Source organism: Gemmatimonadota bacterium, from assembly GCA_040388535.1.
Classification (GTDB): domain Bacteria; phylum Gemmatimonadota; class Gemmatimonadetes; order Gemmatimonadales; family GWC2-71-9; genus Palsa-1233.
Genome location: JAZKBR010000002.1, coordinates 1,093,425 through 1,120,283 on the forward strand (window position 1 = coordinate 1,093,425; position 26,859 = coordinate 1,120,283).

26 protein-coding genes are annotated in these 26,859 nt (G+C 65.8%); 21 read left to right on the forward strand and 5 right to left on the reverse strand.

Translation table 11 applies throughout. The features are described 5' to 3' along the window. Nucleotides 1–2 precede the first annotated feature (2 nt). Nucleotides 3–782, reverse strand: coding sequence for a sulfite exporter TauE/SafE family protein (locus tag V4558_08415; GenBank protein MES2305517.1), 780 nt, complete (start codon nucleotides 780–782; stop codon nucleotides 3–5). 161 nt (nucleotides 783–943) lie between these two features. On the opposite strand from V4558_08415, the gene V4558_08420 reads away from it, so the two are divergent. The 4 genes from V4558_08420 (at nucleotide 944) to V4558_08435 (ending at nucleotide 3,542) form a co-directional block, all read left to right on the forward strand. Continuing rightward, entirely contained in the window at nucleotides 944–1,999 is a 1,056-nt protein-coding gene (locus V4558_08420) for a hypothetical protein (GenBank protein ID MES2305518.1), read from the forward strand. A 28-nt stretch (nucleotides 2,000–2,027) separates the two neighbouring features. Continuing rightward, complete coding sequence (locus V4558_08425; GenBank protein ID MES2305519.1) at nucleotides 2,028–2,522, forward strand: MarR family transcriptional regulator; 495 nt, start codon at nucleotides 2,028–2,030, stop codon at nucleotides 2,520–2,522. 142 nt (nucleotides 2,523–2,664) lie between these two features. Further along, nucleotides 2,665–3,147, forward strand: coding sequence for a DoxX family protein (locus tag V4558_08430; GenBank protein ID MES2305520.1), 483 nt, complete (start codon nucleotides 2,665–2,667; stop codon nucleotides 3,145–3,147). A 38-nt stretch (nucleotides 3,148–3,185) separates the two neighbouring features. Further along, on the forward strand, nucleotides 3,186–3,542 hold the full coding sequence (locus V4558_08435) for a SnoaL-like domain-containing protein (protein MES2305521.1): 357 nt from the start codon (nucleotides 3,186–3,188) through the stop codon (nucleotides 3,540–3,542). Here the strand turns inward: V4558_08435 and V4558_08440 are convergent, their stop codons facing one another. Next, nucleotides 3,543–4,364 (reverse strand): S1/P1 nuclease, encoded by an 822-nt coding sequence (locus V4558_08440; protein MES2305522.1) that lies wholly within the window; start codon nucleotides 4,362–4,364, stop codon nucleotides 3,543–3,545. A gap of 136 nt (nucleotides 4,365–4,500) precedes the next feature. Between V4558_08440 and V4558_08445 the strand changes: the two genes are divergently transcribed. Then, nucleotides 4,501–5,148, forward strand: coding sequence for a hypothetical protein (locus V4558_08445; GenBank protein MES2305523.1), 648 nt, complete (start codon nucleotides 4,501–4,503; stop codon nucleotides 5,146–5,148). Nucleotides 5,149–5,156: 8 nt separating this feature from the next. Further along, nucleotides 5,157–6,410 carry an MFS transporter gene (locus tag V4558_08450; GenBank protein MES2305524.1) on the forward strand — a complete coding sequence of 418 codons (1,254 nt, stop codon included), beginning with the start codon at nucleotides 5,157–5,159 and terminating at the stop codon, nucleotides 6,408–6,410. Between the two features lie 138 nt (nucleotides 6,411–6,548). On the opposite strand, the gene V4558_08455 is transcribed toward V4558_08450, so the two are convergent. After that, nucleotides 6,549–7,016 (reverse strand): vitamin K epoxide reductase family protein, encoded by a 468-nt coding sequence (locus tag V4558_08455; GenBank protein MES2305525.1) that lies wholly within the window; start codon nucleotides 7,014–7,016, stop codon nucleotides 6,549–6,551. 62 nt (nucleotides 7,017–7,078) lie between these two features. On the opposite strand from V4558_08455, the gene V4558_08460 reads away from it, so the two are divergent. Both V4558_08460 and V4558_08465 read left to right on the forward strand, forming a co-directional pair. Beyond that, nucleotides 7,079–8,683, forward strand: coding sequence for a peptide chain release factor 3 (locus tag V4558_08460; protein ID MES2305526.1), 1,605 nt, complete (start codon nucleotides 7,079–7,081; stop codon nucleotides 8,681–8,683). Nucleotides 8,684–8,746: 63 nt separating this feature from the next. Beyond that, nucleotides 8,747–9,922, forward strand: coding sequence for a hypothetical protein (locus tag V4558_08465; GenBank protein ID MES2305527.1), 1,176 nt, complete (start codon nucleotides 8,747–8,749; stop codon nucleotides 9,920–9,922). Between the two features lie 28 nt (nucleotides 9,923–9,950). Here the strand turns inward: V4558_08465 and V4558_08470 are convergent, their stop codons facing one another. Both V4558_08470 and V4558_08475 read right to left on the reverse strand, forming a co-directional pair. Next, a complete protein-coding gene (locus V4558_08470) occupies nucleotides 9,951–11,927 on the reverse strand; it encodes a hypothetical protein (GenBank protein ID MES2305528.1) in 1,977 nt (658 codons plus the stop codon). Then, complete coding sequence (locus tag V4558_08475) at nucleotides 11,927–13,402, reverse strand: YdiU family protein (protein MES2305529.1); 1,476 nt, start codon at nucleotides 13,400–13,402, stop codon at nucleotides 11,927–11,929. The genes V4558_08470 and V4558_08475 overlap by 1 nt, the downstream gene beginning before the upstream one ends. 127 nt (nucleotides 13,403–13,529) lie before the next feature. Between V4558_08475 and V4558_08480 the strand changes: the two genes are divergently transcribed. From V4558_08480 to ccoS, 13 genes are all read left to right on the forward strand, one after another. After that, nucleotides 13,530–14,213: a hypothetical protein gene (locus V4558_08480; protein ID MES2305530.1), complete on the forward strand. Its 684-nt coding sequence runs from the start codon at nucleotides 13,530–13,532 to the stop codon at nucleotides 14,211–14,213. Nucleotides 14,214–14,307: 94 nt separating this feature from the next. Next, nucleotides 14,308–16,260, forward strand: a complete 1,953-nt coding sequence (locus V4558_08485) for an ABC-F family ATP-binding cassette domain-containing protein (protein ID MES2305531.1) — start codon at nucleotides 14,308–14,310, stop codon at nucleotides 16,258–16,260. A 67-nt stretch (nucleotides 16,261–16,327) separates the two neighbouring features. Continuing rightward, on the forward strand, nucleotides 16,328–17,029 hold the full coding sequence (locus tag V4558_08490) for a cytochrome b/b6 domain-containing protein (protein MES2305532.1): 702 nt from the start codon (nucleotides 16,328–16,330) through the stop codon (nucleotides 17,027–17,029). Then, a complete protein-coding gene (locus V4558_08495; protein ID MES2305533.1) occupies nucleotides 17,022–17,726 on the forward strand; it encodes a molybdopterin-dependent oxidoreductase in 705 nt (234 codons plus the stop codon). The genes V4558_08490 and V4558_08495 overlap by 8 nt, the downstream gene beginning before the upstream one ends. 176 nt (nucleotides 17,727–17,902) lie before the next feature. Continuing rightward, nucleotides 17,903–18,316, forward strand: coding sequence for a hypothetical protein (locus V4558_08500; GenBank protein MES2305534.1), 414 nt, complete (start codon nucleotides 17,903–17,905; stop codon nucleotides 18,314–18,316). A gap of 247 nt (nucleotides 18,317–18,563) precedes the next feature. Next, entirely contained in the window at nucleotides 18,564–20,783 is a 2,220-nt protein-coding gene (ccoN, locus tag V4558_08505) for a cytochrome-c oxidase, cbb3-type subunit I (protein ID MES2305535.1), read from the forward strand. Beyond that, nucleotides 20,780–20,986 carry a cbb3-type cytochrome c oxidase subunit 3 gene (locus tag V4558_08510; protein ID MES2305536.1) on the forward strand — a complete coding sequence of 69 codons (207 nt, stop codon included), beginning with the start codon at nucleotides 20,780–20,782 and terminating at the stop codon, nucleotides 20,984–20,986. The genes ccoN and V4558_08510 overlap by 4 nt, the downstream gene beginning before the upstream one ends. Beyond that, nucleotides 20,979–21,533: a cbb3-type cytochrome c oxidase N-terminal domain-containing protein gene (locus V4558_08515; protein ID MES2305537.1), complete on the forward strand. Its 555-nt coding sequence runs from the start codon at nucleotides 20,979–20,981 to the stop codon at nucleotides 21,531–21,533. Before V4558_08510 ends, V4558_08515 begins: the two co-directional genes overlap by 8 nt. Then, nucleotides 21,530–22,924: a cytochrome c oxidase accessory protein CcoG gene (gene ccoG / locus V4558_08520; GenBank protein MES2305538.1), complete on the forward strand. Its 1,395-nt coding sequence runs from the start codon at nucleotides 21,530–21,532 to the stop codon at nucleotides 22,922–22,924. Before V4558_08515 ends, ccoG begins: the two co-directional genes overlap by 4 nt. After that, the gene (locus tag V4558_08525; protein MES2305539.1) at nucleotides 22,924–23,460 is read left to right on the forward strand and encodes a FixH family protein; all 537 of its coding nucleotides are present in this window, start codon (nucleotides 22,924–22,926) and stop codon (nucleotides 23,458–23,460) included. Before ccoG ends, V4558_08525 begins: the two co-directional genes overlap by 1 nt. Beyond that, nucleotides 23,457–24,191 (forward strand): sulfite exporter TauE/SafE family protein, encoded by a 735-nt coding sequence (locus V4558_08530; protein MES2305540.1) that lies wholly within the window; start codon nucleotides 23,457–23,459, stop codon nucleotides 24,189–24,191. Before V4558_08525 ends, V4558_08530 begins: the two co-directional genes overlap by 4 nt. Beyond that, entirely contained in the window at nucleotides 24,188–26,659 is a 2,472-nt protein-coding gene (locus V4558_08535) for a heavy metal translocating P-type ATPase (protein MES2305541.1), read from the forward strand. Before V4558_08530 ends, V4558_08535 begins: the two co-directional genes overlap by 4 nt. Then, complete coding sequence (ccoS, locus tag V4558_08540) at nucleotides 26,656–26,811, forward strand: cbb3-type cytochrome oxidase assembly protein CcoS (GenBank protein MES2305542.1); 156 nt, start codon at nucleotides 26,656–26,658, stop codon at nucleotides 26,809–26,811. The genes V4558_08535 and ccoS overlap by 4 nt, the downstream gene beginning before the upstream one ends. Nucleotides 26,812–26,859 lie beyond the last annotated feature (48 nt).

The window sequence follows — 26,859 nt, forward strand, 5'->3', positions numbered from 1 at the left end:
CCTCACGAGACGGGAGTCGGCGTTCGGAATTCCTGCCACAACATGAAGATCGCCAGTGCCAGCAGCAGCACCGCAAACGCGCGGGTCAGGGTGCGTGCCGCGAAGCGCGGTGCGAATCGCGTCCCGATCGCCATCCCGACCAGTGCCGCGGCGGTCACCGCCGCAGTGGTCCGCCAGTCGAGCGAGACGCGACCAATCCAGCCGGCACCGGCGGCGACCGTGTTGAGTGCGATCACCGCGAGCGAGGTGGCCGTGGCAGCGGCCATCGGGAGGCCGAGGACACCAGCGAGGGCGGGGACGATGAGGAAGCCACCACCCACGCCGACGAGGCCGGTGAGCGACCCGACCGCGACAGCCGCGGGGATCACCCTCATGGGTGCCGCGACAACAGGAACCGCATCGTCCGGAACAGGCTGCGTCGGTTGCCGACGAGAGCGGTACCACATCGCCGAGGCAGCAACCAGCATCACCAGCGCGAACAGGATCAGCCGCGGCCGGTCGGCGATCTGGGTGCCGATGCGCGCCGCGAGGTAGGACGCGGTCATGGCACAGGCCGCGAAGAGCGCCACGGTCTTGAGCTGTAGCTGACCCTTGCGCCAGCGAGCCCAGGCTCCGGCCGCCGCCGCAATGCCGACCACCGGCAGCGACATCGGGACGGCAACTTTGGCGGGCAATCCCATGAGGTGCACGAGAACAGGGACAGCGAGGATCGATCCGCCGCCGCCGAGCAGGCCAAGGGAAATCCCGACGGCGATGAAGCCGAGGAGGCCGAGGAGGATCACGGAGCCGAAAGTCTATTCATATGTGCGCATATCCTAGTTTCGTGGAGCTACTCGAGCAAGAGCCGGTCGACGGAACTAGTTCTTTGGATTGGACGTTGTAGGTTCTGCAGCCACGTTCCAGAGTGACGCTGCCGATAGATCCCGGAACTGAGGTGATTTCGATGTTGGGACTGCTGTTTGCGCTCGGGGCCCTGACTGTGGCCGGCCCGCCCGCGTTGCCGTACCGTCATGATCCGACTGCGACGGTAAAGATCGACAAGGCCCGCAGGGAAGTCGTCGTGACGCTTGGGCCATTCCACGTGCCGAATATGCCGCCGGGAATGGACCACGCGGACATGGCGATGATGAACGATCACAACACGCCGGTGCTCCCCTTCGTCTGGCCGGTGGCCGGGTGGCTTCGTGGCTTTCGCATCGAGGTCGCCGACGTCGACGGCAAGCCACTCCCCGCAGCAATGGTTCATCACCTCATCGGTATCAACTTCGATCGGCGGCAGCTGGTGTATCCGGCGGCCGAACGAATCTTCGGCGCCGGCGCCGAGACTGAGGCTGCACTCGTTCCGAAGTCGATCGGGGTGCCGATGAAGGTGGGAGCGAAGCTTGGTGTCTACCTCGCCTGGCAGAACACCAGCGGCAAGGATCTCGATTGCGTCACCGTGACCGTGCGCCTGCCGTACTCGCCCGAGAACCTGAGTCCGCGACCGGTTGATGCCCTCCCGTTCTACGCCGATGTCAACCTCACCGTCGGCGGCGAAGATGCTTTCGACGTGGTGCCTGGGCACAGCGAGAAGTCCTTTGAATTCACGGTTCCGGCGTCAGGACGCCTGCTCGCGTTTGGCGGCCACATGCACGATTACGGCACCTCGGTCCGGCTCGAGGAGGTCGCCTCGGGCAAGGTGATCGCGAAGGTGGATGCGAGCCGGACGGCCGAAGGCAAGGTCACCGCGGTCTCGCGATCGCTTCCTGGTGTGACCGGCGACGGCATCAAGCTCAGGACCGCGACGCGCTACCGGGTCATTGGCGTCTATGACAATCCGACGGGCAAACTGCTGCGCGCTGGTGCAATGGCGCACATTGTTGGTCTCTTCGCGCCAGACGACCTAAGCAAGTGGCCGGCGCTCGACCTCACCGACAAAGGAATGATCGCCGACCTGGCCGACCTGAACCGGATGGGGAAGGGAATGGCGATGGACATGCACGACCACGCGGGTCACTGACTCGAAAAAACGAGTTAGCTTGGGGTCGATGACCGACGAGTCCGCGACCCCGTCGACTTCGCAGCTGCAAGCGGAGATCGGCCAGACCCGACCCTTCGGGAGCGCTGCCCAGGAGGCGCTCCTCGGCATTTCGCACACCGCTTCGATCCTCGATCGCGTGATCACCCGTGCGCTCGCGCCGTCCAAGATTTCGCCGGCCCAGTACAACGTCCTGCGAATTCTTCGCGGCGCCGGCGGCGCCGGGCTGCCGACCCTCGCCATTCGCTGCCGGATGATCGACCCCTCGGCCGCCATCACTCGACTCGTCGACAAGCTCGAGGAAGCCGGACTCGCCAGCCGCTCGCGTGCCTCCGATGACCGGCGCGAGGTGCGCTGCCGGATTACCCCGGAAGGGCTGGCGCTGCTCGCCGAGCTTGATCCGATCATGGCCCGCATCGAGGGGGAAGTCGGTCATGAACTTCCCGCTGCCGAGCTGAAAGCGCTGATTCACGCCCTGGATCAGATCAGAAACGCCCTGGAATAGCCATTTTCAATCTGGAACATACTCTGCCGGGAGACGGTTTGCTGAGTAATACTTGACTAGTAAATCATATTGTACTAAGATACCTCCATCGCCGTCGGGCCAGAGGGCCCGCAACGGTCAACCGATGCCCTGGAGGTACCAGATGTTCCGCCGCTTGCTTGCCACCACCGACGATATCACCCCGCTCATCGCCCGGGTCGTCCTCGGGCTCGTCATCCTCCCGCACGCGCTACAGAAGACCCTAGGACTCTTCGGGGGCTACGGCTTCGACGGGACCGTGGGCTTCATGACGTCGCAGGGAATTCCGCTGGCCTTCGCCGTGCTCGCCATCGTCGCTGAGCTCGCCGGATCCCTCGGCCTGGTACTCGGCCTCATTGGCCGGGTGGCCTCGTTCGGCGTCGCCTCGGTGATGACTGTCGCCGCGCTAATGGTGCATCGCGGGCACTTCTTCATGAACTGGACCGGCACCCAGGGCGGCGAGGGCTTCGAGTTCCACCTCCTCGCGCTCGCGCTCGCATCGATCGTGATGGTTCGCGGCAGTGGTCGGTGGTCGCTCGACAGGGCCATCAGCAATGTCACGATGCCCCGGCTCAGCTCGGCGACGCCGTCGCCAGCCAGCATCTGAATCCGTCAATCACAACCACTTCCGAGAGGATGATCGCTATGTCAAACCGTGATGCTGCCCACGACCTCGTGCATCTGGTCACGACGGGCAAGCTGCTGGATGCCTTCGAGAAGTACTACGACGAGGGCGTGGTGATGCAGGAGAATCGCAAGGAACCGATGATCGGGAAGTCGGCCAACCGTGAGCGTGAGGTGGAGTTCGTGAACTCGATCGAGGCGGTGCATTCGATGAGCGCGCCCGATGTGCTGGTCGACGGCGACCAGGTGGTGATCCACTGGATCGGCGATGTCACCCTCAAGGGTGGCTACCGGATCACGATGGACCAGCTGGCTCACCAGACCTGGAAGGGTGGCAAGATCATCAACGAGCGCTTCGTCTACGATACCGCGGCGTAGTTACTGGCCGAGGGCCCGATTCAGGACTGCTGCGAGGCGCACGCCGGCTCGCAGCAGTCGGTCTTCCAGCACCGGGCGAACGGCGGAGCGGTAGCTCGCATCGAGCACGAGCGAGGGCGGGACGAAGTTGTAGACCACATCACGCGCGACATCGTGCGATTCCATCGCCCAGTCAGTGATGCTTCCCGACGCAATGATTCGCAGATCGCCGCGCGTCGCGAGTCGCTGATTGATCCGCTCCACGAAGGCATCCTCGCTCTCGCCGATCGCCGTCAGAATCCCGCTATCCCAGACCGAATGCAGGTTCGTGGCGCGCCCCTCGAAGGTGAGCTTCACGTCATTGCCCCCCTTGTCGGCGCGTTCGCCGGAGTGGAGGGGCTGGTGCATGTCTCCCACGAAATGCACCACGAAGCGCAATGCCTCGGCGCGCTCGTCCTTTGAGCGACGTTTGTCACTCAGGATCGCGATCTTCGTATTGAGGGCAGCAATGACACAGCCTCCGTCCTTGCAGTCGCGGACCGAGTCGTAGCTCTTTTCCCAGGTAGGGATATCGACATAGTGCCAGACGCCCGTCTCGGGATGCTTGACCCGGAAGGAGTCGGCCCAGTTGGCGACCGACGGGATCCCGGCACCATCGAGCAACCGGGCCACCTCGGCGGCGGCGGCCGGGGTGAGGCGACCCTCGGCCACCCGCGCCACGATGCGATGACCCATGATGCCCCAACGGCGAACGTTGCCAGCGTGAACGGTCGCGGAGAGCGCAGGGTGAACGGCGCCGAGGGTCAGGGCCGCGATCAGGGCAGAGCGGAGCAGTGGGCGCATTGGCAGTCTCGAGGCAGTAGAGGGCGCACGCGCGCCCGAACGCCACCATTTTAGTCGGTCTGCCGCTCCGGCGCCCCGGTGTGTCTCCGGGCAACGAGGTGGCGTCCACACGTCGAACCCCAGCGGGAGCAGGCTCGTGGTCTTGCGTCAATTGTTGCGCTTCTGTGTTCTGGCCACCGTGGTCTATGCGCCGGTCACGGCGTCGTCGGCTGCCGGGCAGACCTCGCCGTCGCCATCGCCAGCGCCGATGCCAGGGTCGCTGATCACCAATGCTGGCGTCGCGCGTGCCAATCTCGCGGTCGATTCCGTGTTCGTGCAGAAGCGGACGAAACTCGAGACGATCGACGTTGGCGATTTCACGGGATACTTGCTGGCCCGGCTTGGCGTGCCGCGGCTCGATGATTCGCTGGCCTTCCGGGTCTCGTCGGATTCCGCTCGCATTCGCATTCGCGGCCGACTGATGGACTTCCCCGCGCAGGCGCGTGCCGAGCTCGGTCCGATCTTTTCGTTCGTCGACTCGACGGCCGTACTCGTGGCCGAAATTTCGATGCCGCAATTCGCGAATGGCGTGATGAAGTTCCGGCTCCAGCGAGTCACTGTGGGTGGCACATCGATTCCTGATTTCTTCCTCTCCCCAGCCCTGTCGGAGTACGGCCGCCGGTACCCGGTCCTTTCCGGTGGCGGACGGGAATTGCTGGTGGCGATGCCACCCGAGGCCACCACTCGCCTCGTGAAAAATGCCATCGAACTCCGGATGCCGGGAAAGGCGACAAAGACCCCTTAGCTTAGGGGATGCACGACCCGCGCGCCGCGCTCCGACTTCCCGATTTCCGCCGTTTCCTTGCCGCACATTTCACCACGACCCTGGGTGTCCAGATCCAGGGCGTGGTCGTGGCGTGGCAGATGTATCTCGACACCCACGATCCGCTCTCGCTCGGCCTTATCGGTCTCGCCGAGGCGCTCCCGAACATCGCGTCGTCGCTCTTCGGCGGGCACGTCGCCGACCGGATGGATCGTCGCAAGCTGGCGCTGATCTCGACCGTGGTGCTGCTCGCGTGCGCCTTGGCGCTTGCGTTGCTCGCCGGACTCCCTGGCGATGCCGTGCACTACCGGATCTACGGTGCCTACGCGGTCATTGCCGTGAGTGGCGTCGCGCGGGCATTCCTGCAGCCGGCGCGAACGGCGCTCGCGGCCGCCATGATCCCGCGCGAGTTGCAGGCCAACGCGGTGACCTGGCGCAGCACGGCGTGGCAACTGGGGGCGGTGATCGGTCCTGCGGTGGGCGGCCTGCTCAATGCCTGGGTCGGGGCGCGCGGCAGCTATCTCGTCGATGCCGCATTGATCGCCATCGCGCTGGTGGCCCTCGCGGCCATCCGCTTTCGCGCCGTGCCAGCGGCGGCGACGGGTGGCGAGCCAATCCTGGAGTCGCTCAAGGCCGGGGTGCGCTATCTGCGCGGACAGCAGATCCTGCTCGGTGCGATGACCCTCGATCTCTTCAGCGTTCTCTTCGGTGGCGCCGTGGCGCTGCTGCCGATCTTTGCCGCCGATATCCTGCACGTCGGCGCGTGGGGGCTCGGCGTATTGCGTTCAGCGCCGGCACTCGGTGCCGTGCTGATGTCGCTCTGGCTCGCGTGGCGCCCTCCGATGCAGCACGCCGGGCGCGCGCTCTTCCGCGCGATCACCGCATTTGCGTTCTTCACGATCATCTTCGGCCTGTCGCGCTCACTCTGGCTCTCGTTCGCAGCGCTGGTTCTGGGCGGTGCCGTGGACATGGTGAGCGTGGTTGTGCGATCGACCCTGCTGCAGCTGCTGGTGCCCGATCACCTGATGGGGCGCGTGACATCTGTGAACGCGATCTTCATCGGATCGAGCAACGAGATCGGCAGCTTCGAGTCTGGCCTGACGGCCAAACTCTTCGGCGCGGTACCCGCCGTGCTTCTCGGCGGAGTGCTCACGCTTGGTGTGGTGGGTGTCACGGCGAAGCTCGCGCCGGAGCTCAGAGCGGTTGGACGACTGGATGAGGTGGGAAGAGAGACTAGAGATTAGAGACTAGAGATTAGAGACTAGAGATGAGAGATGGGGAGCGATTGTCGCCCTGAGCGCAGCGAGGGGGCTAAACCTTCGTTCCCGCCGAAAGCTCCGCCCCCTCACTTCGTTCAGGGTGACCAAACCCCCAGCTAGTCTCTAGTCTCTAGTCTCTAGTCTCGTGCCCAGTCGCCTGCGGTCCAACAGGACGGCAATCCCGTGCGTCGTGATCGTCACGGCCGAGATCGCGCACCAGGGGCAGAAGGTCTTGAGGATCACGAACTCGGCGTATTTGAGCCGGATCGTGAAGAGGATCGCGGGGACGATCAGCGCCACGAGGATCCGGGTGATCCGGGGGTCGTTGATCCAGCGCGGCTGGATGCCGACAATGGCCGTGGCGAAAATCAGGGTGTAGCCGATGGTGCCGATCAGGGCCACATCGACTCCCAGGAACCAGCCCCACGGTGACATCTGGGCGATCTCGCAGCCGTGGTTGGCGCTGCAGACCAGGGGCCCGGTCAGGCCGAGCTTCCAGAGGTGCAGGTAGAGGGCGACCAGCCCCGAGATCAGGGCGGTGACGGCGATCCAGTGGCGCGGGGTCAGCGGCGCATTGTCGGTGTCAGTCATTCGGGGATTCTATCCCGGCAGCGCCCGGGAGGGAACGGCAGGCCGGTGTACCTTTACCGCCGATGACTGACGAAATCACTGGCGCGCTCGCTGCGGCGATCGCGCGCCGCCGCACCTTTGCGATCATTTCGCACCCCGACGCCGGGAAGACCACCCTCACCGAGAAGCTCCTGCTGTACGGCGGGGCGATCCACCTTGCCGGGTCGGTGAAGGCGCGCCGGGCGGCTCGCCATGCCACCTCCGACTGGATGGCGCTCGAGCGCCAGCGTGGCATCTCGGTCACCTCCTCGGTGATGCAGTTCGAGTACCTGGGCTATCAGGTCAACCTGCTCGACACTCCCGGGCACGCTGACTTCTCCGAGGACACTTACCGGACCCTGGTGGCGGCCGACAGCGCAGTGATGCTGCTCGACAATCGCCGGGGGGTGGAAGAGCGCACCCGTCAGCTCTTCGACGTCTGCAAGATGCGCCGGATGCCGATCTTCTCGTTCGTGAACAAGTGCGATCGTCCGGGTGGCAATCCGCTGCAGCTGGTGAGCGATGTCGAGGCCGACCTCGGGCTCGGGATTCATCCGGTCACCTGGCCGATCACCACGGCGAACGGATTCGTGGGAGTGGCCGACCGGCGTCGCAAGGAAGTCCTGATGTTCGACAAGGGGATCGATCACGGCGCCTCGCTGGTCGAGACCCACCGGGTGCCGCTCGACAGCGCGTCCCTCGCCGACATCCTGGGGAGCGAGAATCTCGCGACGCTGCGCGATGAACTTGATCTGCTCGAGATGGCGGGGCAGCCCTGGGACGAGGCGGCGATCCTGAATGGCACCCTCTCGCCGATGTTCTTCGGCTCCGCGCTGACCAATTTCGGCGTCGAGCCGTTCCTGCACGACTTCCTCTCCTTCGCACCGGGCCCGCTGCCGCGCGAGGCGGAAGATCGGATCGTCTCGCCGACTGACGAGGAGTTCACCGGTTTCGTGTTCAAGATCCAGGCGAACATGGACCCGAAGCATCGCGACCGGATCGCCTTCGTGCGGATCTGCTCGGGACGTTTCGCGGCCGGGATGAACGTCACGCTGGCGCGTACCAAGAAGGTGTTGCGGATGGCGCAGCCGCAGCAGTTCCTCGCGCGCGAGCGGACCGAGATCGAAGAGGCGTGGCCCGGGGACGTGGTGGGCATCCACGATCGCGGATCGCTGCGAGTGTCCGATTCGCTCTCCGAAAAGGGCGACGTCGCGTTCGTCGGCATTCCGCGCTTCGCGCCGCAATTCTTTGCGCGCATCCTCGTCTCCGACCCGCTGCGACGAAAGCATCTCGACACCGGCCTGCGGCAACTCGCCGAAGAAGGCGCGGTGCAGGTCTTCTTCCAGGATTCGGTCGTCGGACCGATCCCGATTGTGGGCGCCGTCGGCATGCTGCAATTCGACGTGCTGCTCTTCCGGCTCGAGGGCGAGTATGGCGTTCCCTGCAAGCTCGAGCCGTTGCCGTTCCGCCACGCGCGCTGGGTGCGCGGCGATGAAGAAGCGATCGATCAACTGGTGGAGGGGCGGTCGCGGATGCGACTCTTCGATTCGAAGGGATCCAGCATCCTGCTCTTCGAGGATGAGTGGGCGCTGCGTTCGACGCTCGAACGGGTCAAGGGAAAGCTCGAGTTCCTCGACGCGGCGCCGTAACGCCCTTCACCATTGCCGCACCTCCGAGGTAAGCTTGATCACCCTCCCTCGGAGAAGTGCTGGATGTCACTCGCCACTCGACTGGTGTTGCCCATCGCTGCCGTGGCCGCGCTTTCGAGTGGCGCGCTCAGCACCGCTGCATCTCAAGTTCCCGCCACGGCTCGTCCCGCGCCTCAAGTGCTCGTCACGATAGACCGCGCGAGCTACGGACTCGGTTCCTACAGCGACCTGGCGGTCTCTGCGAGCGGTGTGCTTGCAGTCGCTCCAATTTACGACAATGCCATCCGTTTCTTCTCGCCGCAAGGCGTGCACATCGCCACGGCAGGGCGAAAAGGCGATGGTCCCGGTGAGTTCCACTTCATCACCGCGATGGGGTGGAACGGCGACACCCTCTGGGTGGCTGATCATTACCTCGCGCGACTCACACTGCTGAGCAGTTCGGGTGTGGTGCTGCGTTCGCTCCCGATTCCGGTGGCGATTCAGGGGGCGTTGCCAAGAACAAAGAGTGAGCTTCGAGTGCCGTGGGTCGCCGCGCGATTTCCCAACGGCGATCTCCTGATGTCGGCCACGAGAAGTGGTCGTGCACTTCCGGGAGAAGCGGCAGCCTTCCGCGAAGTCGAGACCTGGCTGATGAGGATTGGTGTTGACGGCTCGCGCGAGGCGATGCTCGCCAAGGTTCCGCGGGACGGATGCGTCGTCCGGCAGACGAGCTACTTCCAGGAGGAAGATCATCGCTTCCAGCATTGCCCCGCGACTCTTTTTGCGGCGGCACGTGACGGCAGCACGATCGCCTTTGTGAAGCTGAAGCCGGGCTTCGATTCGATCGCGAAATTCAAGTTGACCGTGCTGACGGGGAGTGGGGCGAGGCTTTTCGAAAAAACCATCTCCGCTCGGGCCACCAGAGCTACCCCAATCGTACGGCGGACCGAACCCGATTCGTCCGCGCAGAAATCGCCGCTCTCCCGGCTTGACGCCCAGTGGAAACCCCAGACGTACTGGCCCGTGGTCTACGATCTGAAGGTTGCACTCAACGGTGATATCTGGCTGGGACTCACCCCACCGTCCGACACGGTAGCGCGCGAGTGGCGGGTGTTCAGCCGGAAGGGAGAACCTCGGGGCACTCTCACCTTGTCCAAGGGGAGCCGGGATGCCTGGGTGCCGGAATCTCGAGGACTCTGGGCGCTCACTGAGTATGGCAAGGGAGTTCCGAACCTGCAGCTCCATGCGAGCCCGGAATAAATTTACGACCTCACCAAATCCTCCCACTCTACCGACGCAGCCGGCTCCACGCCAGTGCCACGAGCACACAGAGCGCCGTCCACAGAATCACGAGCCCTGTGCGCCCGGCAATCCACAGCACGAATCCGCCCGCGAGCGCCACAATCAACAGCGCACCGCCCGCGTTTCCGCGTGGCACTGGCACCGCAAACTGCCCGAGCCATTGGCCTGCCGCGGTTCCCTCGGGCCCGCGGAAATCCACCATCGCGGTCGGTCGCTGCGAATTGACCTGCTCCACCAGCGCCATCATCTCGCCCGAGTGCACGAGCCGCTCCACGAGGGCCAGCGAAAGCAGCGTCGGCAGATCAGCGTGATTGCCACGCAGCGGTGCGAAGATCTCGGCGGCCTCCTGATGAGACCGGACCGGAAACGGTGTGGCAAGGCCGTGATCAACGAGCTCCAGCATTTTCGCGAAGCTGGTGACGTGCGGCTGGAGATCGCGCGCCTGCTGCAGTTCGATCAGCGCCTCCGATCCGCGGCCACTCGCGATCAGCAGCCGCACGCGCGCTTCCATCATCAGCGGACTCCGCTGCGCCACGGCGGCATCGAGCAGCGGCAACGCCGCATCGGCGAGTGAGGTCACTGGCGCCGCGTCGGGCGACGTGACACCGAGTTGCACGGCCAGGGCACGAAGCATCAGCACCGACACCCTGGCGTCACGCTCGCCGAGCGGGAGGGCGAGCGCGGCGAGCAGCCGCTCGGCCATTGCGGCGAGCGGCTGGGCGGCCTCGGGAAAGCGCACCTGCGCCTCGCGAATCACCGCGAGCGCCGCCTCGGGTCGTTGCAACTGCAGCAGTGCCTCGGCGCGGAGCAACACCACCTGCGGATGACGCGGCGCTGCAGGGAGCTCGAGCAACACCAGCGCCTGCGCTGGTTCGCCGCTGGCGAGGAGGTCCGTCACCACCCGGGCGAAGCGCGGTGGGTCCGCCGTGAGCGCTTCCCGCGGTGCGACGCTCTCGTGTTGCCAGAGCTCGGGGGCGGCGATTTGTCGCGCCCACGGATTCCATTCGGGCGGCGCGTTCCCGGAGAGCAGCGTCGCCAGTGCACGAATGGCCGGGTTTGCCGGCGCGACGCGTTCGAGTTCGCGGAAGAGTGCCATCATCAATGGCCGTTCGCGGCTCCCCATCAGCGCCGCCGCGATTCGCGCGAAAATTGTCAGGTCGCGCGGTGCCAGGTCGACCGCCTGCAGCAGCAACGGGATCGCGCGTGACGGCGGCATCACGATGACCGGACTCAGCGGCAACGCCGTGATGTCGGGCAACGCGGCCGGCTCGGCGGAAAGCCCGGCTGCGGCAACGGCCGCCGGAGTTGCCGCGATCAGTGCGCCCTGCAGCGGAGTAAGCGAAGTCGACGCAACCTCTGCTGGGGTCACTGGCGCGCCTGGCACTCGCGGCAGCGTCACGTCGAGCAGCGTGGCCGGTGGCGGCTCGTGCATCGCGGGGTCGAGGAGGAGCCGACCGGGAATCAACGGTGGGGTTGTCGCCAGTGGCAATGGAACCGGAGCCAGTTCCCCTTCGCGCGTGACGACGGAGGGAGGCGGTTGAGGTGCAGTCGTCGTCGACGCCGGGCGGGTGGCAGCGGCAAGGAGCAACAGCGGCACGGAATCGGGGATCTGTTCGAGTGCGGCGGTCGCGATCGCGGCGGCATCGTCCACTCGTCCCTGTTGCAGCAGTGCCATCCCGCCGAAATAGCTCGCCGCTTCGCCGTGGCGGATCATCGGTGGGAGCGTCGTGAGCAGCTGCAGCGTTTCGTGTGGCCGCCCCGCCGCCGTGGTGGTCTCGAGCGAGCGCATCATCGCGAAGAGCACTTCATCAGTGAAGTCGGCAGGCGGCGTGACGAGGGTGCCGATCGAGGCCGCCGCGGGCGGCAGAACGGCCTCACCAGTGTCGGGCACCGGGAGCAACAAGGGTGGTGATATGATCGGCGGTGGAACCGGCGCGCCGCCTGACGGAATCGGACTCGTCATCAGGAAGAGCAGGAGACCACGATCGGCACCGCGCCAGCCGGCGGCCCCTGCGCGAATCGTTCGTCGGCGGGATGTTCATCGAACGGCCGCGCCATCACGTCACGCACCCGCTCGATGCGCGTAAAGTCTCCGGCTTCGGCACGCTCGATCGCCTCCTGTGCGATCCAGTTGCGCAGGACGAATTTCGGATTGACCGCGAGCATCCGCGTCCGGCGATCCGCGACCAGCGACCCCTCGGCCTCGAGCCGTCCGGCGTAACGGGAGAGCCACGCGTCGAGCGCGGGCTCATCGCCCACTTCGTCCCGCAACGGCTCCACCGTGCCCGGATCGCTTGCTTCGTAGTGAGAGAGCGCACGGAAGAACCGGGTGTAGTCAGTTCCGGTGCGGGCCAGCAACCCGAACAGTTCGCCCTGCAGCGCGAGATCCGCAGCTTCGATGCTCTGCAGTCCGAGCTTCGCGCGCATCAGCGCATCAATCGCGGTCTCGAAGGTGCCGCGGTACGATTCAAGCGCAGAGAGCGCCGCCTCTTCCTCAAGCAGCGGATACAGGGCCTCCCCGAGCCGCGAACAATTCCAGAGGCCGACACGCGGCTGCTGGTCGAAGGCGTAGCGCCCGGCGTGATCGGTGTGATTGCAGATGAAGCCCGGATCGTAGCTGTCGAGCCAGCCGAAGGGCCCATAGTCGAGGGTCAGCCCGAGAATCGACATGTTGTCGCTGTTCATGACGCCATGTGCGAAACCGACGGCGGTCCACTGTGCCATCAGCAGCGCGGTACGGTTGACGACTTCGCGATACCACGCCGCGTATCGTTCGGCGGCCGGCAGTGGAAGCAACTCGGGAAAGTGCAGCGTGATGATGTAGTCGGCGAGCTGGTGCACCTCCGCGCGCATCCCGCGTGATGCGAAGAGCTCGAATGAACCGAATCGCACGTGACTCGGCGCCAGCCGCACGAGTACCGCCGCCTGCTCCACCCGTTCGCGGTATACCGGCAGGGCGCTGCCAGTGATCGCGAGTGCCCGCGTGGTGGGCACTCCGAGCCCTGCCATGGCCTCGCTCGCGAGATACTCGCGCACCGCCGACCGAAGCACGGCACGACCGTCACCCATTCGCGAAAAGCGCGTCATCCCGGCGCCCTTGAGTTGCACTTCCCAGCGCGCGTGGCGGTCGGTGAGGACTTCGCCGAGCAGAATCGCCCGGCCATCGCCGAGCTCGGGGACCCAGACACCGAACTGGTGGCCGGCGTAGATCGCCGCGACCGGATCCATCGCCGAAATCCGCCCGCCCCCGCTCATCACCGCCAGGAACTCGGCCGTCGTTGCCGCAGCCGGGTCGAGATCGAGCAAGGCAGCGGCGTCGGGGCTGAAAGCGACGAGATACGGATCGGGGATGGGTGTGGGCGCGACGCGCTGGTGGAACGTCTCGGGGAGGCGTGCGAACGAGTTATCCCAGCGAAGGGCGGCGAGAGGGCGCGACACCTCCATAAGGTAAAGGCCCCCGTGCTGTTCCACCGCTGTAACGTCCGGATGAAACCGCGGACCACTCGATTACGTTTACTCTTGCAACGCCCCGCACGGCTGGGGGACACTCGCTCAGAGGTGCCCGATGACCCCGAAATACTGGTTCCGGATCATTTTCGGAATGCTCGCGATCTTTGCTGTCGGCATGATCATCCGCGCCGGGGTTCAGAAAGGTCGCGGGGCCATTCACGAGATCGCCGACGGCAGCGGCACCATCAACATCCCGCTACTCGGCTTGCCCTTCAAGTTCGAGGGTGCCAAGGTCGGCTCCCTGCAGCGGCTCAGCATCGAGCGGAGCGCGCCGAAGACGGTGACCGGCTTCCATCTCTATGCCACGCTCAGCGATACCGTCGCGATCGCGAAGTTTGACGATTGTCGCCTGACGGTGACGAACGCCAAGAACATCGACGAGCACACCTCCTTCCGTTGCGCGACGATCGAAGACAGCACGTCGGAGCAGATGGTGCCGTTCGGCTCGATGACGCTGCAGCCGTCCGGCCGCGAGTTCGTCCTGCTCATTCCGGAATCGGCCCGGCGCGACTTCCAGCACGAGCAGGCCGACTCCAGCGCCGAGGCGGGCGACAGCAGCAACGTCGATATCGACACGGCTGGTGGCAATTTCGATCTCAAGGTCAATGGAAAGAGCGTCATTTCGTCGAAGTTCGACTCCAACGGCGGGCGCCTGATCGTCAATGGCGACCACGGGAAGCGGGTGGTGGACCTCAAAGTCACGAACCCGCCCAAGCCCCCGGTGGTCAAGAAGCCGTAACCCGGCCGGCGGGTTACTTTAGGGGGTCGCGGGCGCCGTCCGACGGGTTCTTCCGCTGGACGGCGCCCCGTTTTTCTGTGTGGGAGTACCAGGCGTGACGTTGATTGCAGCCTCCGGGCTTGCCGTGATATTCGGCAGTGATACCCTGATCGAGAATGTCACTTTCACCGTGGCGGCGGGCGATCGCTGGGGCGTGGTGGGGCGGAACGGGAGCGGCAAGAGCACCCTGATGCACCTGATCACCGGCGTGCGTCAACCGGACAAGGGTTCGGTCGCGCGGGCGCAGGGGCTCAAGATCGCCGTCATGGATCAGTACCGCGATTTCGGTAGTGCGGTGACCGTGTGGGATGCGGCGGCCCGCGGCTTCGATCATCTCTTCGAACTCGAGCGCGATCTCGCACGGCAGACTGAAGCGATGGGCGCCGCCGGCGAAAATGTCACCGAAGCGATGCTCGACGAATATGCCCACGATCTTGAGCGCTTCGAGCACGCCGGTGGCTACGCGGCATCATCGCGTGTCGATGCTGTGCTCGAAGGTCTCGGCTTCGATCCGGTCGATGCGCGCACGCGCGACGTGGCGACGCTCTCGGGCGGGGAGCGCGGGCGGCTCGCGCTCGCGGGGCAACTCGCTGCTCCAGCCGACCTGCTGATTCTCGACGAACCGACGAACCACCTCGACATTGCGACGGCACGCTGGCTCGAGGGCTACCTCAAGAGCATCGACGAAGCGGTGTTGCTCATCTCGCACGATCGCGCGTTCCTGACCTCGGTCGCCGATCATATGCTCCACCTGGAGGCCGGCACCGCGGTGGCCTACGATGTGGGCTACACCGGCTTCGTGGCGCAGCGCGCCGAACGTCGCGCTTCGGCAGAGCGCGCATTCCGCAAGCAGGACTCCAAGCTTGCCGCCGAAGAGGATTTCATTCGTCGCAACATTGCCGGCGGCAACTCCGCGCAGGCCAAGGGCCGCCGCAAGCGGCTCGATCGCGTGGCCCGGCTCTCGCCGCCGCCCGGTGAAGAAGGGACCATGTCGGTCGCCTTCACGGCCGGCGATCGCGGTGGTGATCAGGTGCTCGTGGCCGAGAAGCTGGCGGTCTCGGTGGAAGGGCGCGAACTGCTCAAGCCGTGGAGCGGCATCCTGCGCCGCGGCGATGTGGTCGGTCTCATCGGACCGAATGGTGCCGGCAAGTCGACGCTGTTGCGCACACTGCTTGGCGAACGGAAGGCTGAAGGTGGTGTGGTACGGCTGATGCCAGCCTCGCAGGTGGCGTACTACCGTCAGGACCTGAGTGATGTCGATCCGACGAGTACGCTCTACGATCTGATCGCGATCCGACGTGCGCTCTGGACCCGCGGCCAGATCCAGGGGCATCTCGGTCGCTTTGGCTTCTCGGGCGACAGCGTGCTGCGTCGCGCCGGTTCGCTGTCGGGTGGCGAGCGCGCCCGAGTGGCGCTCGCGCTGATGATGCTCGCCGAGGCGAATGTGCTGGTCTTCGACGAGCCGACCAACCATCTCGATGTCGAATCAATCGAAGCGCTCGAAGATGCGATCGCCGAGTACGATGGCACGGTGTTGCTGGTCTCGCACGACCGGGCCCTGCTCGAGACGCTCACGACCCGGATCTGGTCGTTCGACGATGCCATCCTCACCGACTATCCCGGCAACTTCGCCGAGTGGGAACTCGAGGCCACGGCGCGCAAGGCGGCCGCTGCTGCAGCGGCGAAAATCGCAGCGTCGCGCGCGAGCGCGGGTCCCAGGAAGAGCGCCGAGCCGAGGGCGCAGCATGCTGCTCCCAGCGCCGACGGCGCCATGTCCGCCTCCCAGCGCCGCACGGCCGAACGCGCCATCGAGGAGGCCGAATCACAGGTGGCGAAGCACGAGGCGGAGCTGGCCCAGCTGGAGGAGTCGCTGGCCGACCCCGCGCTGTATGCCCAGCCAGACGGGGCCACGGCAGCTCGCACCCTGACCGCCGCGCGCGACGCCGAACGGCGCAAGCTCGAGGCCGCAATGGCGGCGTGGGAGAAGGCGATCGCGGCGGTGAACTGATCGAGAAGGGAGAAGGGAGAAGGGAGAAGGGATGGAACCACCAGCCACCCTGGGGAGTAGATCCCGCATGACGATGCCTTCGCTAGCGCCTTCGGCCCCGCCTGCCGTGGTCCGCCACCGCGGCATCGTGCGGCTGACCCACTGGCTCAACGCGGTCTTCCTCGCCGGAATGATCGCGAGCGGCCTGCAGATCTATACCGCCTACGCCCACATCGGGCCGCACGACGCGGTGTACCAGCTCCCTAATCCCTTCGACGCTTCACGGCTGCACATCCCGGGCGCGATCCGCCTCGGGGGCTGGCTTGCCGGCGGGCTCCGCTGGCACTTCGCCCTCGCCTGGCCGTTCGTGCTCACGGGGGCGGCGTATCTCCTCTTCCTGATTGTGTCGGGGGAGTGGCGCGCGTTGCTCTTTCGCCCCAGGGACGTGCCCGGCTCGGTGGCAATGCTCAAATACTATCTCCGGCTTCGCCCCGATCATCCGCCGCAGGGGAAGCACAACCCGCTCCAGAAGAGCGCCTACACCTTCATCCTGCTGCTCGCGATCATTTCGATCCTCACCGGCTTTGCCATCGCCAAGCCGGTGCAGCTTGGCTTCCTCACTTCGCTCTTCGGCGGCTACCAGCTCTCGCGCTACTGGCACTTCGTCGCGGTGTGGACCTTCACCGCGTTCCTGGTCGTGCACGTGGTGATGGTCTTCGTCGCCGATCCGGCGTCAATGCGGGCGATCATCACCGGGCGCTATCGGGGGAGGTTTCCGAACCATGGCTGACGCATTCGATCGCCGGGGCTTCCTTCTCCGGGCGGCGCCGTTCCTGCCCGCCGCGCTGGCCGCGTGCGGCTGGGATGGTGGGCCCCGACTGCAGCCGGTCCTCGACCGGGTCATCGGCTTCAACAATCAGCTGGGCGAGAAACTGCTGCAGGTGCGCGGCGCCACGGTGCCGCCGCACCAGGTGATCACCGGCAGGATGCCGTCGTACTTCATCTCCGACACGATGCCGGTGCTCGCTGATCCGGCTGCGTGGCGGCTCGAGGTCGGTGGGCTCGTCACGACTCCGACCTCGTTCACCCCTGCCATGATCTCCGCGCTGCCGCACATCGACTACAGCGTCGAGCATCATTGCGTCGAAGGGTGGAGCGCGGTGGCCGCCTGGCGCGGGGTCCCGTTCAGCATCTTCGCCGACCTCGTCAAGCCGTTGCCGAACGCGCAGTATGTGAAATTCGAATCGTTCGACAAGGGTTACATGAATGGCTGGGATATCGCGAGCGCGATGCACCCGCAGACGATTCTCGCCGATGGCTTCGGCGATCGCCCGATTGGTCCCGATCACGGCGCCCCGCTGCGGCTCTACTCGCCGATCAAGCTGGGCTACAAGCTGACGAAATATCTCACCCGGGTGACTTTCACCGCGGAGAAGCCCGGCGGCTACTGGGAGGATCAGGGGTATCCGTGGTTTGGGGGCCTGTAGTCCTCACGCAATCCGGGCGCCACACCCGTTCGTGCCGCGCGTGCGCGGCACGGATGTCGGAAGTCGCCGCCTGCTCCTGCTGTTCATCGGCGTCGATGGATCTTTCTGCCGTCCTTGCGCGTTAGTACCGACAGCAACTGTAACCGCCGTACTTTCACCATGAAGAGGACTTCACGATGCGAATGCGTACCCTGATGCCCGTGCTCGCCGCCGTCGCCCTGTTGCACGCTCCCGCGATGCTCAGCGCGCAGACGATGGACAAGCCCAAGGGCGAGATGATGAAGCACGACTCGATGATGATGGGGAAGATGGATGCCGGAATGATGGCGAAGCACGACTCGATGATGAAGGGCAAGATGGACAAGGAGATGATGGCGAAGCATGACGCCATGATGAAGGGCAAGATGGACAAGAAGATGATGGCTGAGCACGAGGCCATGATGAAGGGCACGCTGGACAAGGAAACCATGGCGAAGCACGAGGCCAGGATGAAGACCATGATGGACAAGGAGATGATGGCGAAGCACGACGCCATGATGAAGCACGACTCCACCATGAAGCACGAGCATCCCGAGCCGAAGAAGCCCTGAGTCCCCCGCCGGCCCGTTCGTTGCCGGCGGCCGGTAAAGGCAGTGTGAAGATGTGTTCATCCCGGACCTCCGCAGTGGCGGAGTGTCCGGGATGCTCGCGTCGGGCTGCGCCGCAGGCCTTCATAGTCGCTTGAACGTGGTTCCGTCGCGCGGATACAATGCCGACAATCGACAGGCACAGGTCCTGTTCGTGGTGGGCGCACTGGGCGCGTCCGCCTGGCATTTCACCGCACGCCGAGGTTTCCGGATGACCGCGACGGCCGCAGCTGCCGGGACCCCGCCAGGGGTCGTGCTCGACGAGTTTTCGTACGACGATGATATCGTCCGCAAGTTCCTGGTGGCGTGTTTCGCCTGGGGCCTCATCGGGATGCTGGTCGGGCTGCTGATCGCGCTGCAACTCGCCGATCATCGCTTCAATCTCGGGCTGCCGTTCACCTCGTTCGGCCGCCTCCGGCCGCTCCACACCAACGCGGTGATCTTCGCGTTCGCGGGGAACGCCTTCTTCTGTGGCTGCTACTACTCCTCGCAGCGCCTCTTGAAGACACGGATGTTCTCCGACACCCTCAGCCGCGTTCATTTCTGGGGCTGGCAGGCGATCATCCTGAGTGCCGCGCTGACGCTCCCCTTTGGCCTGACGCAGGCCAAGGAGTACGCCGAGCTGGAATGGCCGATCGACATCGCGATCGCGGTGGTCTGGGTGATCTTCGCGGTGAACTTCTTCGGCACGCTGCTGCGCCGCCGGGAACGGCATCTCTACGTCGCGATCTGGTTCTACATTGCCAGCATCGTCACCGTCGCCGTGCTGCACATCTTCAACAACTTGTCGATCCCGGCGGGGCTCTTCAAGAGCTATTCGATCTACGCCGGCGTGCAAGACGCGTTCATGCAGTGGTGGTACGGCCACAACGCCGTCGCGTTCTTCCTGACCACGCCGTTCCTCGGCCTGATGTACTACTTCATGCCGAAGGCGGCCGAGGGACCGGTCTTCTCGTACCGGCTCTCGATCCTGCACTTCTGGTCGCTGGTCTTCCTTTATATCTGGGCCGGTCCGCACCATCTCCACTATACCGCGCTGCCGGAATGGGCCTCGACGGTGGGGATGCTCTTCTCGATCATGCTCTGGGCGCCCAGCTGGGGCGGCATGATCAACGGGTTGCTCACCCTGCGCGGCGGCTGGGCCAAGGTGGTCGACGATCCGATCCTGAAATTCTTCGTTGTCGGCATCACCGCGTACGGCATGTCGACCTTCGAAGGGCCGATGCTCTCGATCAAGAGCGTCAACGCCCTCGCCCACTATACCGACTGGATCATTGCCCACGTCCACACCGGCGCGCTGGGATGGAACGGGTTCATCACCTTCGGAATGATCTACTGGCTGCTGCCGCGCCTCTTCCAGGCGCCGCTGCACTCGAAGAAGCTGGCGGAAGCCCATTTCTGGGTCGGGACTTTCGGCATCATCCTCTACGTGGTGGCGATCTACAGCGCCGGGGTCACTCAGGGGCTGATGTGGCGTGCCTTCGATGAAACCGGTCGCCTGATGTATCCGGACTTTGTCGAGACCGTCGCGAAACTGATGCCGATGTACTGGGTGCGGGTCGCCGGTGGCTCCCTCTATATCGTCGGGATGTTCCTGTTCGGCTACAACATCCTGATGACCTGGCGGAAGCGTCCGGCGAAGTACGAAGTCCCCGTGATCCGTGCCGCGCCGCTCGCCCCCGCCTTCATGGAGGCGCCCGTCGCGGTCCCGGCTGGCGAGGGATTCATCGGCCGGATCCGGGCGATGCGCTATCACCGTCGCTGGGAGCGGATGCCTCTCCTCTTCACCGCGCTGACGATTCTCGCGGTCGTGGTGGCCTCGCTCTTCGAGATCCTGCCGACCTTCCTGATTCGCTCCAACGTGCCGACGATCGCCTCGGTGAAGCCCTATACACCGCTCGAGCTCTACGGCCGCGACATGTACATCCGCGAGGGGTGCTTCAACTGCCACTCGCAACAGATCCGCCCGCTCCGCTATGAGACCGAGCGCTACGGCGAATATTCCAAGCCCGGCGAATTCGTGTACGATCACCCCTTCCTCTGGGGATCACGGCGCCTCGGCCCCGATCTCGCCCGCGAGGGCGGGAAGTATCCCAACCTCTGGCACGTGCGTCACTTCGCGAACCCGCGCGAGATCGCGGCGCGTTCGATCATGCCGAACTACCCGCAGTTCGCCAGCACGGTGATTCCCTGGGACGTAATTCCGAAGCGCGTCGGCGTGATGGCGATGCTCGGCGTGCCCTACGGTGAGGCGGTGACCAACGCGATTCCGATGGCGCAGGCACAGGCCCGCGCTCTCGCCGCCGATGTCGCGGCCTCCGGTGGTCCGCGCGGTCTCGAGGACAAGGAGATCATCGCCATCGTCGCCTACATCCAGCGCCTCGGCCACGACATCGCCATGAATCGCCCGGCCGCGACGAGGACCCCATGAAACTCTCCGACATCATGAGTCATGCGGGACTCTCGATCTACGCCGAAGTCGCGCTGGTGCTCTTCCTGGCAGCGTTCTGCGGGATCATCTACTGGGTCTTCCGTCCGGCGTCGGCCGCGACCTGGCAGCGTGCTGCCCGGCTCCCGCTGGATGATGAAGCGGAGCCGTCCTCTCTTCGTCGTGCAGGAGGCGATCGTGAGTGAACAGGACCGGATCATCGAACACAGCTACGACGGGATTCAGGAGTACGACAATCCGATGCCGGCGTGGTGGGTCACCATCTTCTGGGCGACGATCATCTTCTCGGCGATCTACGCCGTCAACCGCTTCGGGATCGGGGCGGGGAAGGGGCGGATCGCCGAATACGAAGCCGAGATGGCCGCGGCGCGGAAGGCACACCCGCCCGAGGCACCGAGTATCACGCCGGAGCAGCTGCTCGCGCTCGCCGCGTCGCCGGAGCGCGTACACGAAGGGCAGGAAATCTTCGCCAAGAACTGCAGCGCCTGTCATGCGACGGACGGCGGCGGAATCATCGGCCCTAACCTCACTGATGACGCGTGGATTCACGGCGGCCGGATCGAGCAGATCCACACGACCATCAACGGTGGCGTGCTCGCCAAGGGGATGCCAGCGTGGGGCCAGATCCTGAAGCCGAAAGACATCGATGAGGTGACGGCCTACGTGTGGTCGCTGCATGGCAGTCGTCCGGCGAAGCCGAAGGCGCCGGAAGGCGAGGTGATGGCCCGGTGACTGCCCCCGCCGCTCGCGGACGCGTGTTGCCGACCCTGAACGAAGACGGGTCGCGCAACTGGTTGCGCCCGAAGCTCTCCACCGGGTCGTGGTTCAACCGGCGGCGGATCGTGGCCTATATCCTCGTCATCGTATTCATCGGCCTGCCGCACGCGACCATCCGCGGCAAGCCGGCAATCCTGCTCGACGTGCCGCGCCGGCAGTTCACCATCCTCGGCAGCACCTTCCTGCCAACCGACACGCTCCTGCTGATGCTGCTGCTGGCAAGCGTCGTGATCGCGATCTTCCTCTTCTCGGCGCTCTTCGGGCGGGTCTGGTGTGGCTGGGCCTGTCCGCAGACGGTCTATCTGGAGTTTCTCTACCGGCCGATCGAGCGTCTCTTCGAGGGCGGGCGCAGTGGCTCGCTCCAGCTCGACAAGCGTGGCGCGCACCTGCATCCTCGTCGGCTGGCCAAGTACGCTGTTTACCTCGCACTTTCGCTCCTGCTGGCGCACACCTTCCTGGCGTATTTCGTCGGGACCGAGGCGCTCGAACGCTGGGTGCGACTCTCGCCGGTGGAGCATCCCACGCCGTTCCTGGTGATGGCAGTGACTACCGCGCTCATCTTCACCGACTTCACCTGGTTCCGGGAGCAGACCTGCCTGATCGCCTGCCCCTACGGCCGGTGGCAGTCGGCCCTGCTCGACCGACAGTCGCTGGTCGTGGCCTACGACTACAACCGCGGCGAACCACGGGCGCGCGGCAAGGAGCGCGCGACAAACGCAGGCGATTGCATCGACTGCCACGCCTGCGTCACGACCTGTCCGACCGGCATCGATATCCGCAACGGCCTGCAGATGGAGTGTGTCCACTGCACCCAGTGCATGGATGCCTGTGATGCCATCATGGACCAGGTGGGGAAGCCGCGCGGCCTGATTCGCTACAGCTCGGGCGATGCGCTGGCCGGCAAGCCGCGGCACCTGCTCCGACCGCGTGTGGTGCTTTACCCGCTCGCGCTCACGCTGTTCTTCGGCGGGTTTCTGTACGCCCTGGGCACGCGCCCTGCTGCGGATGTCACCCTGCTTCGCTCACAGGCCGAGCCGTTCCGGATCGAGCAGGATGGCCGGATCGCAAACCAGATCCGCGTCCGGATCGGCAATCGCAGCCGCGTGCCACACGCATATCGGATCGACGTACGCGGCGCGGACGATGGCGAGGTCATTGCGCCCGAGAATCCGGTGCAGGTCAATGCCAACGATCTCCGGACCACGTCGCTCTTCGTACTGCTGCCGCGCACGGCGTTCCGCAACGGCCGGCGCGACATCACCGTGCGCATTCGCGCCGGTGAGACCTTCTCTGCCGAATACCCCTTCAACCTGATGGGACCGACCGCCGGCCCCGGGAAGCCCTGATGGCGTGGATCAGGAAGGATCGCATCTGGCCGACGATCGTCATCACTGTCCTGGGAGCGAACGTGGTGTTGGGCATCGTGCTCGCGCGAGTGGCCAACAGTGACAGTCATTTTGCCGTCGAACCGGACTACTACCGCAAGGCAGTCGGCTGGGATTCGACCATGGCACAAGGAAGCCGGAACCATGCTCTCGGTTGGCAGGTGATTCCGCACATCGGGCCGGTCGCATCACGAGGGACCACGCCGCTCGAGCTCGAGATCCGGGATGCCACGGGTGAGCCCCTGGTGGGTGCCACGGTCTCCGTCGACGCGATGGCGGTCGCCTATGCCAACGACGCGGAGCAGCGTGACCTCCCGGCCACCGCACAGCCGGGACACTATGCCGCCCCCGTGAACATGGCACATACCGGGCTCTGGGAGTACCGGGTCTCGGCCTTCCGCGGCACGGAACGCTTCACGGCAAACCTCCGCCTCGATCTTTCAACAACCGCAGCCGCACAGGTAGTGGTCTCGCGCCCCGGTGACGCCCCACGATGACCCTCGCGCTCGCCGTGCTGGTGGCATCGCTGCTCGGGAGCGTCCATTGCGTGGCGATGTGCAGCGGCTTCAGTTGCCTCTATGCCCCGGCCGGTGCGAACTGGCGTGATACCAGGTCGGCGCACACCGCGTATCATCTCGGCCGGTTGATCGCCTATCTGCTCCTCGGCATCGTCGCGGGCCTGCTCGGCGCGGGGTTCGATCGGACCGGTGCACTCGCGGGAGTGAGTGGCATCGCGGCAATTGTTGCTGCCATGTTGCTGACGGTGTGGGGCGCAAACGCCGTGCTGGTCGCGCTCGGGCAGCGCGCGGTGGTGGTGCGGCCCCCGGCGGGGTGGCAACGCGCGATGGGGAGCGTACTGCAGCGGTTCAGGGACGCCACGCCGATCGTGCGTGCGGCTGCGACCGGCCTCTGCACGAGTGTGCTGCCGTGCGGCTGGCTCTACGCCTTCGTGGTCGTCGCGAGCGGCAGTGGTTCGCCGTGGCGCGGGGCCGCCCTGATGTCGGTCTTCTGGCTCGGCACGCTGCCCCTGATGCTCACGGCGGCGGCGGGACTGCAGCGAATCAACGGCGCGGTGCGCGCCCGATTGCCGCTCCTGAGTGCGACCACCATCCTGCTGCTTGGTACCTTCTCGCTCGCGGCGCATCTGGGGCTCCTCCCGATGCAGTGGCTCCATGCCCTCCTTCCGGCGACCCCGATGGCCGGGATGTCGCACGGACCACAGCCGTGAGCACGACCCAGTTGGGGGTCGCATGTGCACACTGCGGACTCGCGGTCCCCCCGGCGCTGCTCGACGTCGCGGGCGGACCCTCCTTCTGCTGCAACGGCTGCGCGGCGGTGTTCGAGATCCTCCGGCACCACGGGCTCTCGCGCTACTACGGCTTTCGCGAGCGGCGCGGTGCGGCGGTGCGGAGCAGCGGGCGGAGCTTCGAGGAATTCGATCACCCCGCGTTCGCCGAGCTCTACGTGCAGCCCATGCCGGATGGCCGGGCGGTGACCGAGCTCTACCTCGAGGGCGTGCACTGCGCGTCGTGCGTCTGGCTGGTTGAGCGCGTCCCGTTGCTGGTGCCAGGGGTCGTGCGCGCCGAACTTGATGTGCGACGGTCGCTGGCGCGGATCGAATGGGATCCGCACCAGCTGATGCTATCGCAGGTCGCCCGCACGCTCGATCAGCTGGGCTACACGCCGCATCCGTTCCGGGGTGTCGCGCGCGATGCGATGCGCCGTCGTGAAGACCGCGCCATGCTCGCGCGAATCGGTGTCGCCGGAGCGATCGCCGGCAACGTCATGCTCCCGGCGCTGGCCCTGTACTCCGGCGAGTTCCACGGGATGGAAGTGGCCTACACCGGTCTCTTCCGGTGGGTGTCGCTGCTGCTCACCATTCCGGCGCTTCTCTTTCCCGGTCGAATCTTTTTCACTGGTGCCCTCGCGGCGTTGCGCACCCGACGGCTCCATATGGACCTCCCGATTGCTCTCGCCCTCGGTGCCGGATTCCTGCGCGGTGCGATCAACACCGTTGCCGATAGCGGGCCGATCTACTTCGATGGTGTCACGGTGCTGATCTTCGCGCTGCTGGCGGGGCGATTTCTCCAGCTGCGAGGTCAGCGCGCCGCCGCCGACGCAGCCGAACTTCTCTATTCGCTCACCCCCGATTCAGCGCGCGTCTGCGATGCCGATGGAACCGAGCGGCTGGTACCGGCGACGGCGCTGCTCCCCGGCATGCAGATCCGGGTGCGCGCGGGCGAGAATTTCCCGGCGGATGGTGAGGTGTGCGAGGGCGCCACGACCGTCAATACGGCACTGCTCACTGGCGAGTCCCGACCCGTCTCGATCGGCCCCGGTGCGGCGGTGCACGCGGGCACGCTCAACGTGGCCGCACCAGTGACCGTGCGCGTCGATCAGGCTGGCAGTGCGAGCCGGCTGGCGCGACTGCTCCGCCAGGTCGAGGAGAGTGCACTTCGTCGGGTTCCGGTGGTGGCCACGGCCGACCGGATGGCCGGATGGTTCATCGCCGCGGTGCTCCTGCTCGCGACGATCACTTTTCTGATCTGGCACGTGCGGAATCCGGCCGCCGCATGGGACAACGCCATCGCCCTGCTGATCGTGACCTGCCCCTGCGCGCTGGCACTCGCGACGCCGCTCGCGGTGTCGGTCGCCGTCGGCCGTGCGGCCGGGTGCGGCATCTACATCAAGGGCGGCGATGTCCTCGAACTCCTCGCGACGCCGGGGCACCTGGTGCTCGACAAGACCGGGACCCTGACCGAGGGACGCCTCGCGCTTGCGGAATGGCATGGTGACGAGCGCAGTCGCGCGATGGTGCTCGGTCTCGAGGCGGGTTCATCGCATCCCATCGCCGATGGCTTTCGTCGCGCCTGGCCTGGGCTCACCCTGCCGGCGGTCGAAGCGGTCGCTCATCATGTCGGGGGTGGCATCACCGGTCGCATTGCCGGGAGTGAGGTGGTGGTCGGCTCGCCGCGATTTGTCGAGCGTCGCGCCACGGGCGTCGAGCCCTGGCTCGATCGCCTCGCGGATCCGACGCTCACTCCCGTGCTGGTCGCGATTGATGGCGTGGTGCTCGCGGTCGCCGGACTTGGCGACCAGATTCGCAGCGGCGTCGCCGGCGCGCTCGACGCGCTGCGGAGCCGCGGCTGGACCACGACCCTCCTCTCGGGCGATGACCCGGCGGTGGCGCGTGCGGTCGGGTCGCAGCTCGGCTTCAAACCGGCAGATGTCATCGGCGGGGCGACGCCAGAGGCAAAGCTGGCACGGGTAGCGGCGTGGCGCGCGGCGGGTAATACCGTGGTGATGGTCGGTGACGGCGTCAACGACGCCGCGGCCATCGCGGCCGCGCACGTCGGAATCGGCGTACATGGTGGCGCGGAGGCGTGTCTCGCCACGGCCGACGTCTATCTCACCGAACCCGGGCTGGCGCCGCTGGTGCGACTGATGACCGGATCGGAGCGGACGCTCCGGGTGATTCGCCGCAATATCGGCTGGGCGCTTGCCTACAATGCGATCGGACTCACCCTGGCGATGACCGGGAAGATCTCGCCGCTCATCGCGGCCATCATGATGCCGCTCAGTTCGCTCACCGTCGTGCTGCGCAGCTGGCTCGGCACGACCTTCACCGGCTCGCGGCCGGAGCCACGCCACGTGCTCGTCGAAACGGCGCCACGGGCCCGCGAGGTCGCCGCATGAGTGTCCTCTTTCTCGTCGTGCCACTCGCCTTGGTGCTCGTGGCACTCGCTGTCGGCGCCTTCCTTTGGTCGTCGCGCAGCGGACAGTTCGACGATCTCGACACGCCGGCGCTGCGGGTGCTGCATGATGAGGAGACGGGTGACGGAGGGTGAAGCGAGAAGGGAGAAGGTGAAGGGAGAAGGGTGACAGCTCCCTTCTCC

Excerpts from the sequence above, each read along its gene's own strand:
- V4558_08460 (MES2305526.1), top strand. The coding sequence starts at position 7,079 with ATGACTGACGAAATCACTGGCGCGCTCGCTGCGGCGATCGCGCGCCGC.
- V4558_08450 (MES2305524.1), top strand. The coding sequence starts at position 5,157 with ATGCACGACCCGCGCGCCGCGCTCCGACTTCCCGATTTCCGCCGTTTC.
- V4558_08500 (MES2305534.1), top strand. The coding sequence starts at position 17,903 with ATGCGAATGCGTACCCTGATGCCCGTGCTCGCCGCCGTCGCCCTGTTG.
- V4558_08420 (MES2305518.1), top strand. The coding sequence starts at position 944 with ATGTTGGGACTGCTGTTTGCGCTCGGGGCCCTGACTGTGGCCGGCCCG.
- ccoN (MES2305535.1), top strand. The coding sequence starts at position 18,564 with ATGACCGCGACGGCCGCAGCTGCCGGGACCCCGCCAGGGGTCGTGCTC.
- V4558_08455 (MES2305525.1), bottom strand. The coding sequence starts at position 7,016 with ATGACTGACACCGACAATGCGCCGCTGACCCCGCGCCACTGGATCGCC.
- V4558_08495 (MES2305533.1), top strand. The coding sequence starts at position 17,022 with ATGGCTGACGCATTCGATCGCCGGGGCTTCCTTCTCCGGGCGGCGCCG.
- V4558_08510 (MES2305536.1), top strand. The coding sequence starts at position 20,780 with ATGAAACTCTCCGACATCATGAGTCATGCGGGACTCTCGATCTACGCC.
- V4558_08430 (MES2305520.1), top strand. The coding sequence starts at position 2,665 with ATGTTCCGCCGCTTGCTTGCCACCACCGACGATATCACCCCGCTCATC.
- V4558_08465 (MES2305527.1), top strand. The coding sequence starts at position 8,747 with ATGTCACTCGCCACTCGACTGGTGTTGCCCATCGCTGCCGTGGCCGCG.
- V4558_08525 (MES2305539.1), top strand. The coding sequence starts at position 22,924 with ATGGCGTGGATCAGGAAGGATCGCATCTGGCCGACGATCGTCATCACT.
- V4558_08480 (MES2305530.1), top strand. The coding sequence starts at position 13,530 with ATGACCCCGAAATACTGGTTCCGGATCATTTTCGGAATGCTCGCGATC.
- V4558_08490 (MES2305532.1), top strand. The coding sequence starts at position 16,328 with ATGACGATGCCTTCGCTAGCGCCTTCGGCCCCGCCTGCCGTGGTCCGC.
- V4558_08470 (MES2305528.1), bottom strand. The coding sequence starts at position 11,927 with ATGACGAGTCCGATTCCGTCAGGCGGCGCGCCGGTTCCACCGCCGATC.
- V4558_08425 (MES2305519.1), top strand. The coding sequence starts at position 2,028 with ATGACCGACGAGTCCGCGACCCCGTCGACTTCGCAGCTGCAAGCGGAG.
- V4558_08530 (MES2305540.1), top strand. The coding sequence starts at position 23,457 with ATGACCCTCGCGCTCGCCGTGCTGGTGGCATCGCTGCTCGGGAGCGTC.
- V4558_08440 (MES2305522.1), bottom strand. The coding sequence starts at position 4,364 with ATGCGCCCACTGCTCCGCTCTGCCCTGATCGCGGCCCTGACCCTCGGC.
- ccoS (MES2305542.1), top strand. The coding sequence starts at position 26,656 with ATGAGTGTCCTCTTTCTCGTCGTGCCACTCGCCTTGGTGCTCGTGGCA.
- V4558_08435 (MES2305521.1), top strand. The coding sequence starts at position 3,186 with ATGTCAAACCGTGATGCTGCCCACGACCTCGTGCATCTGGTCACGACG.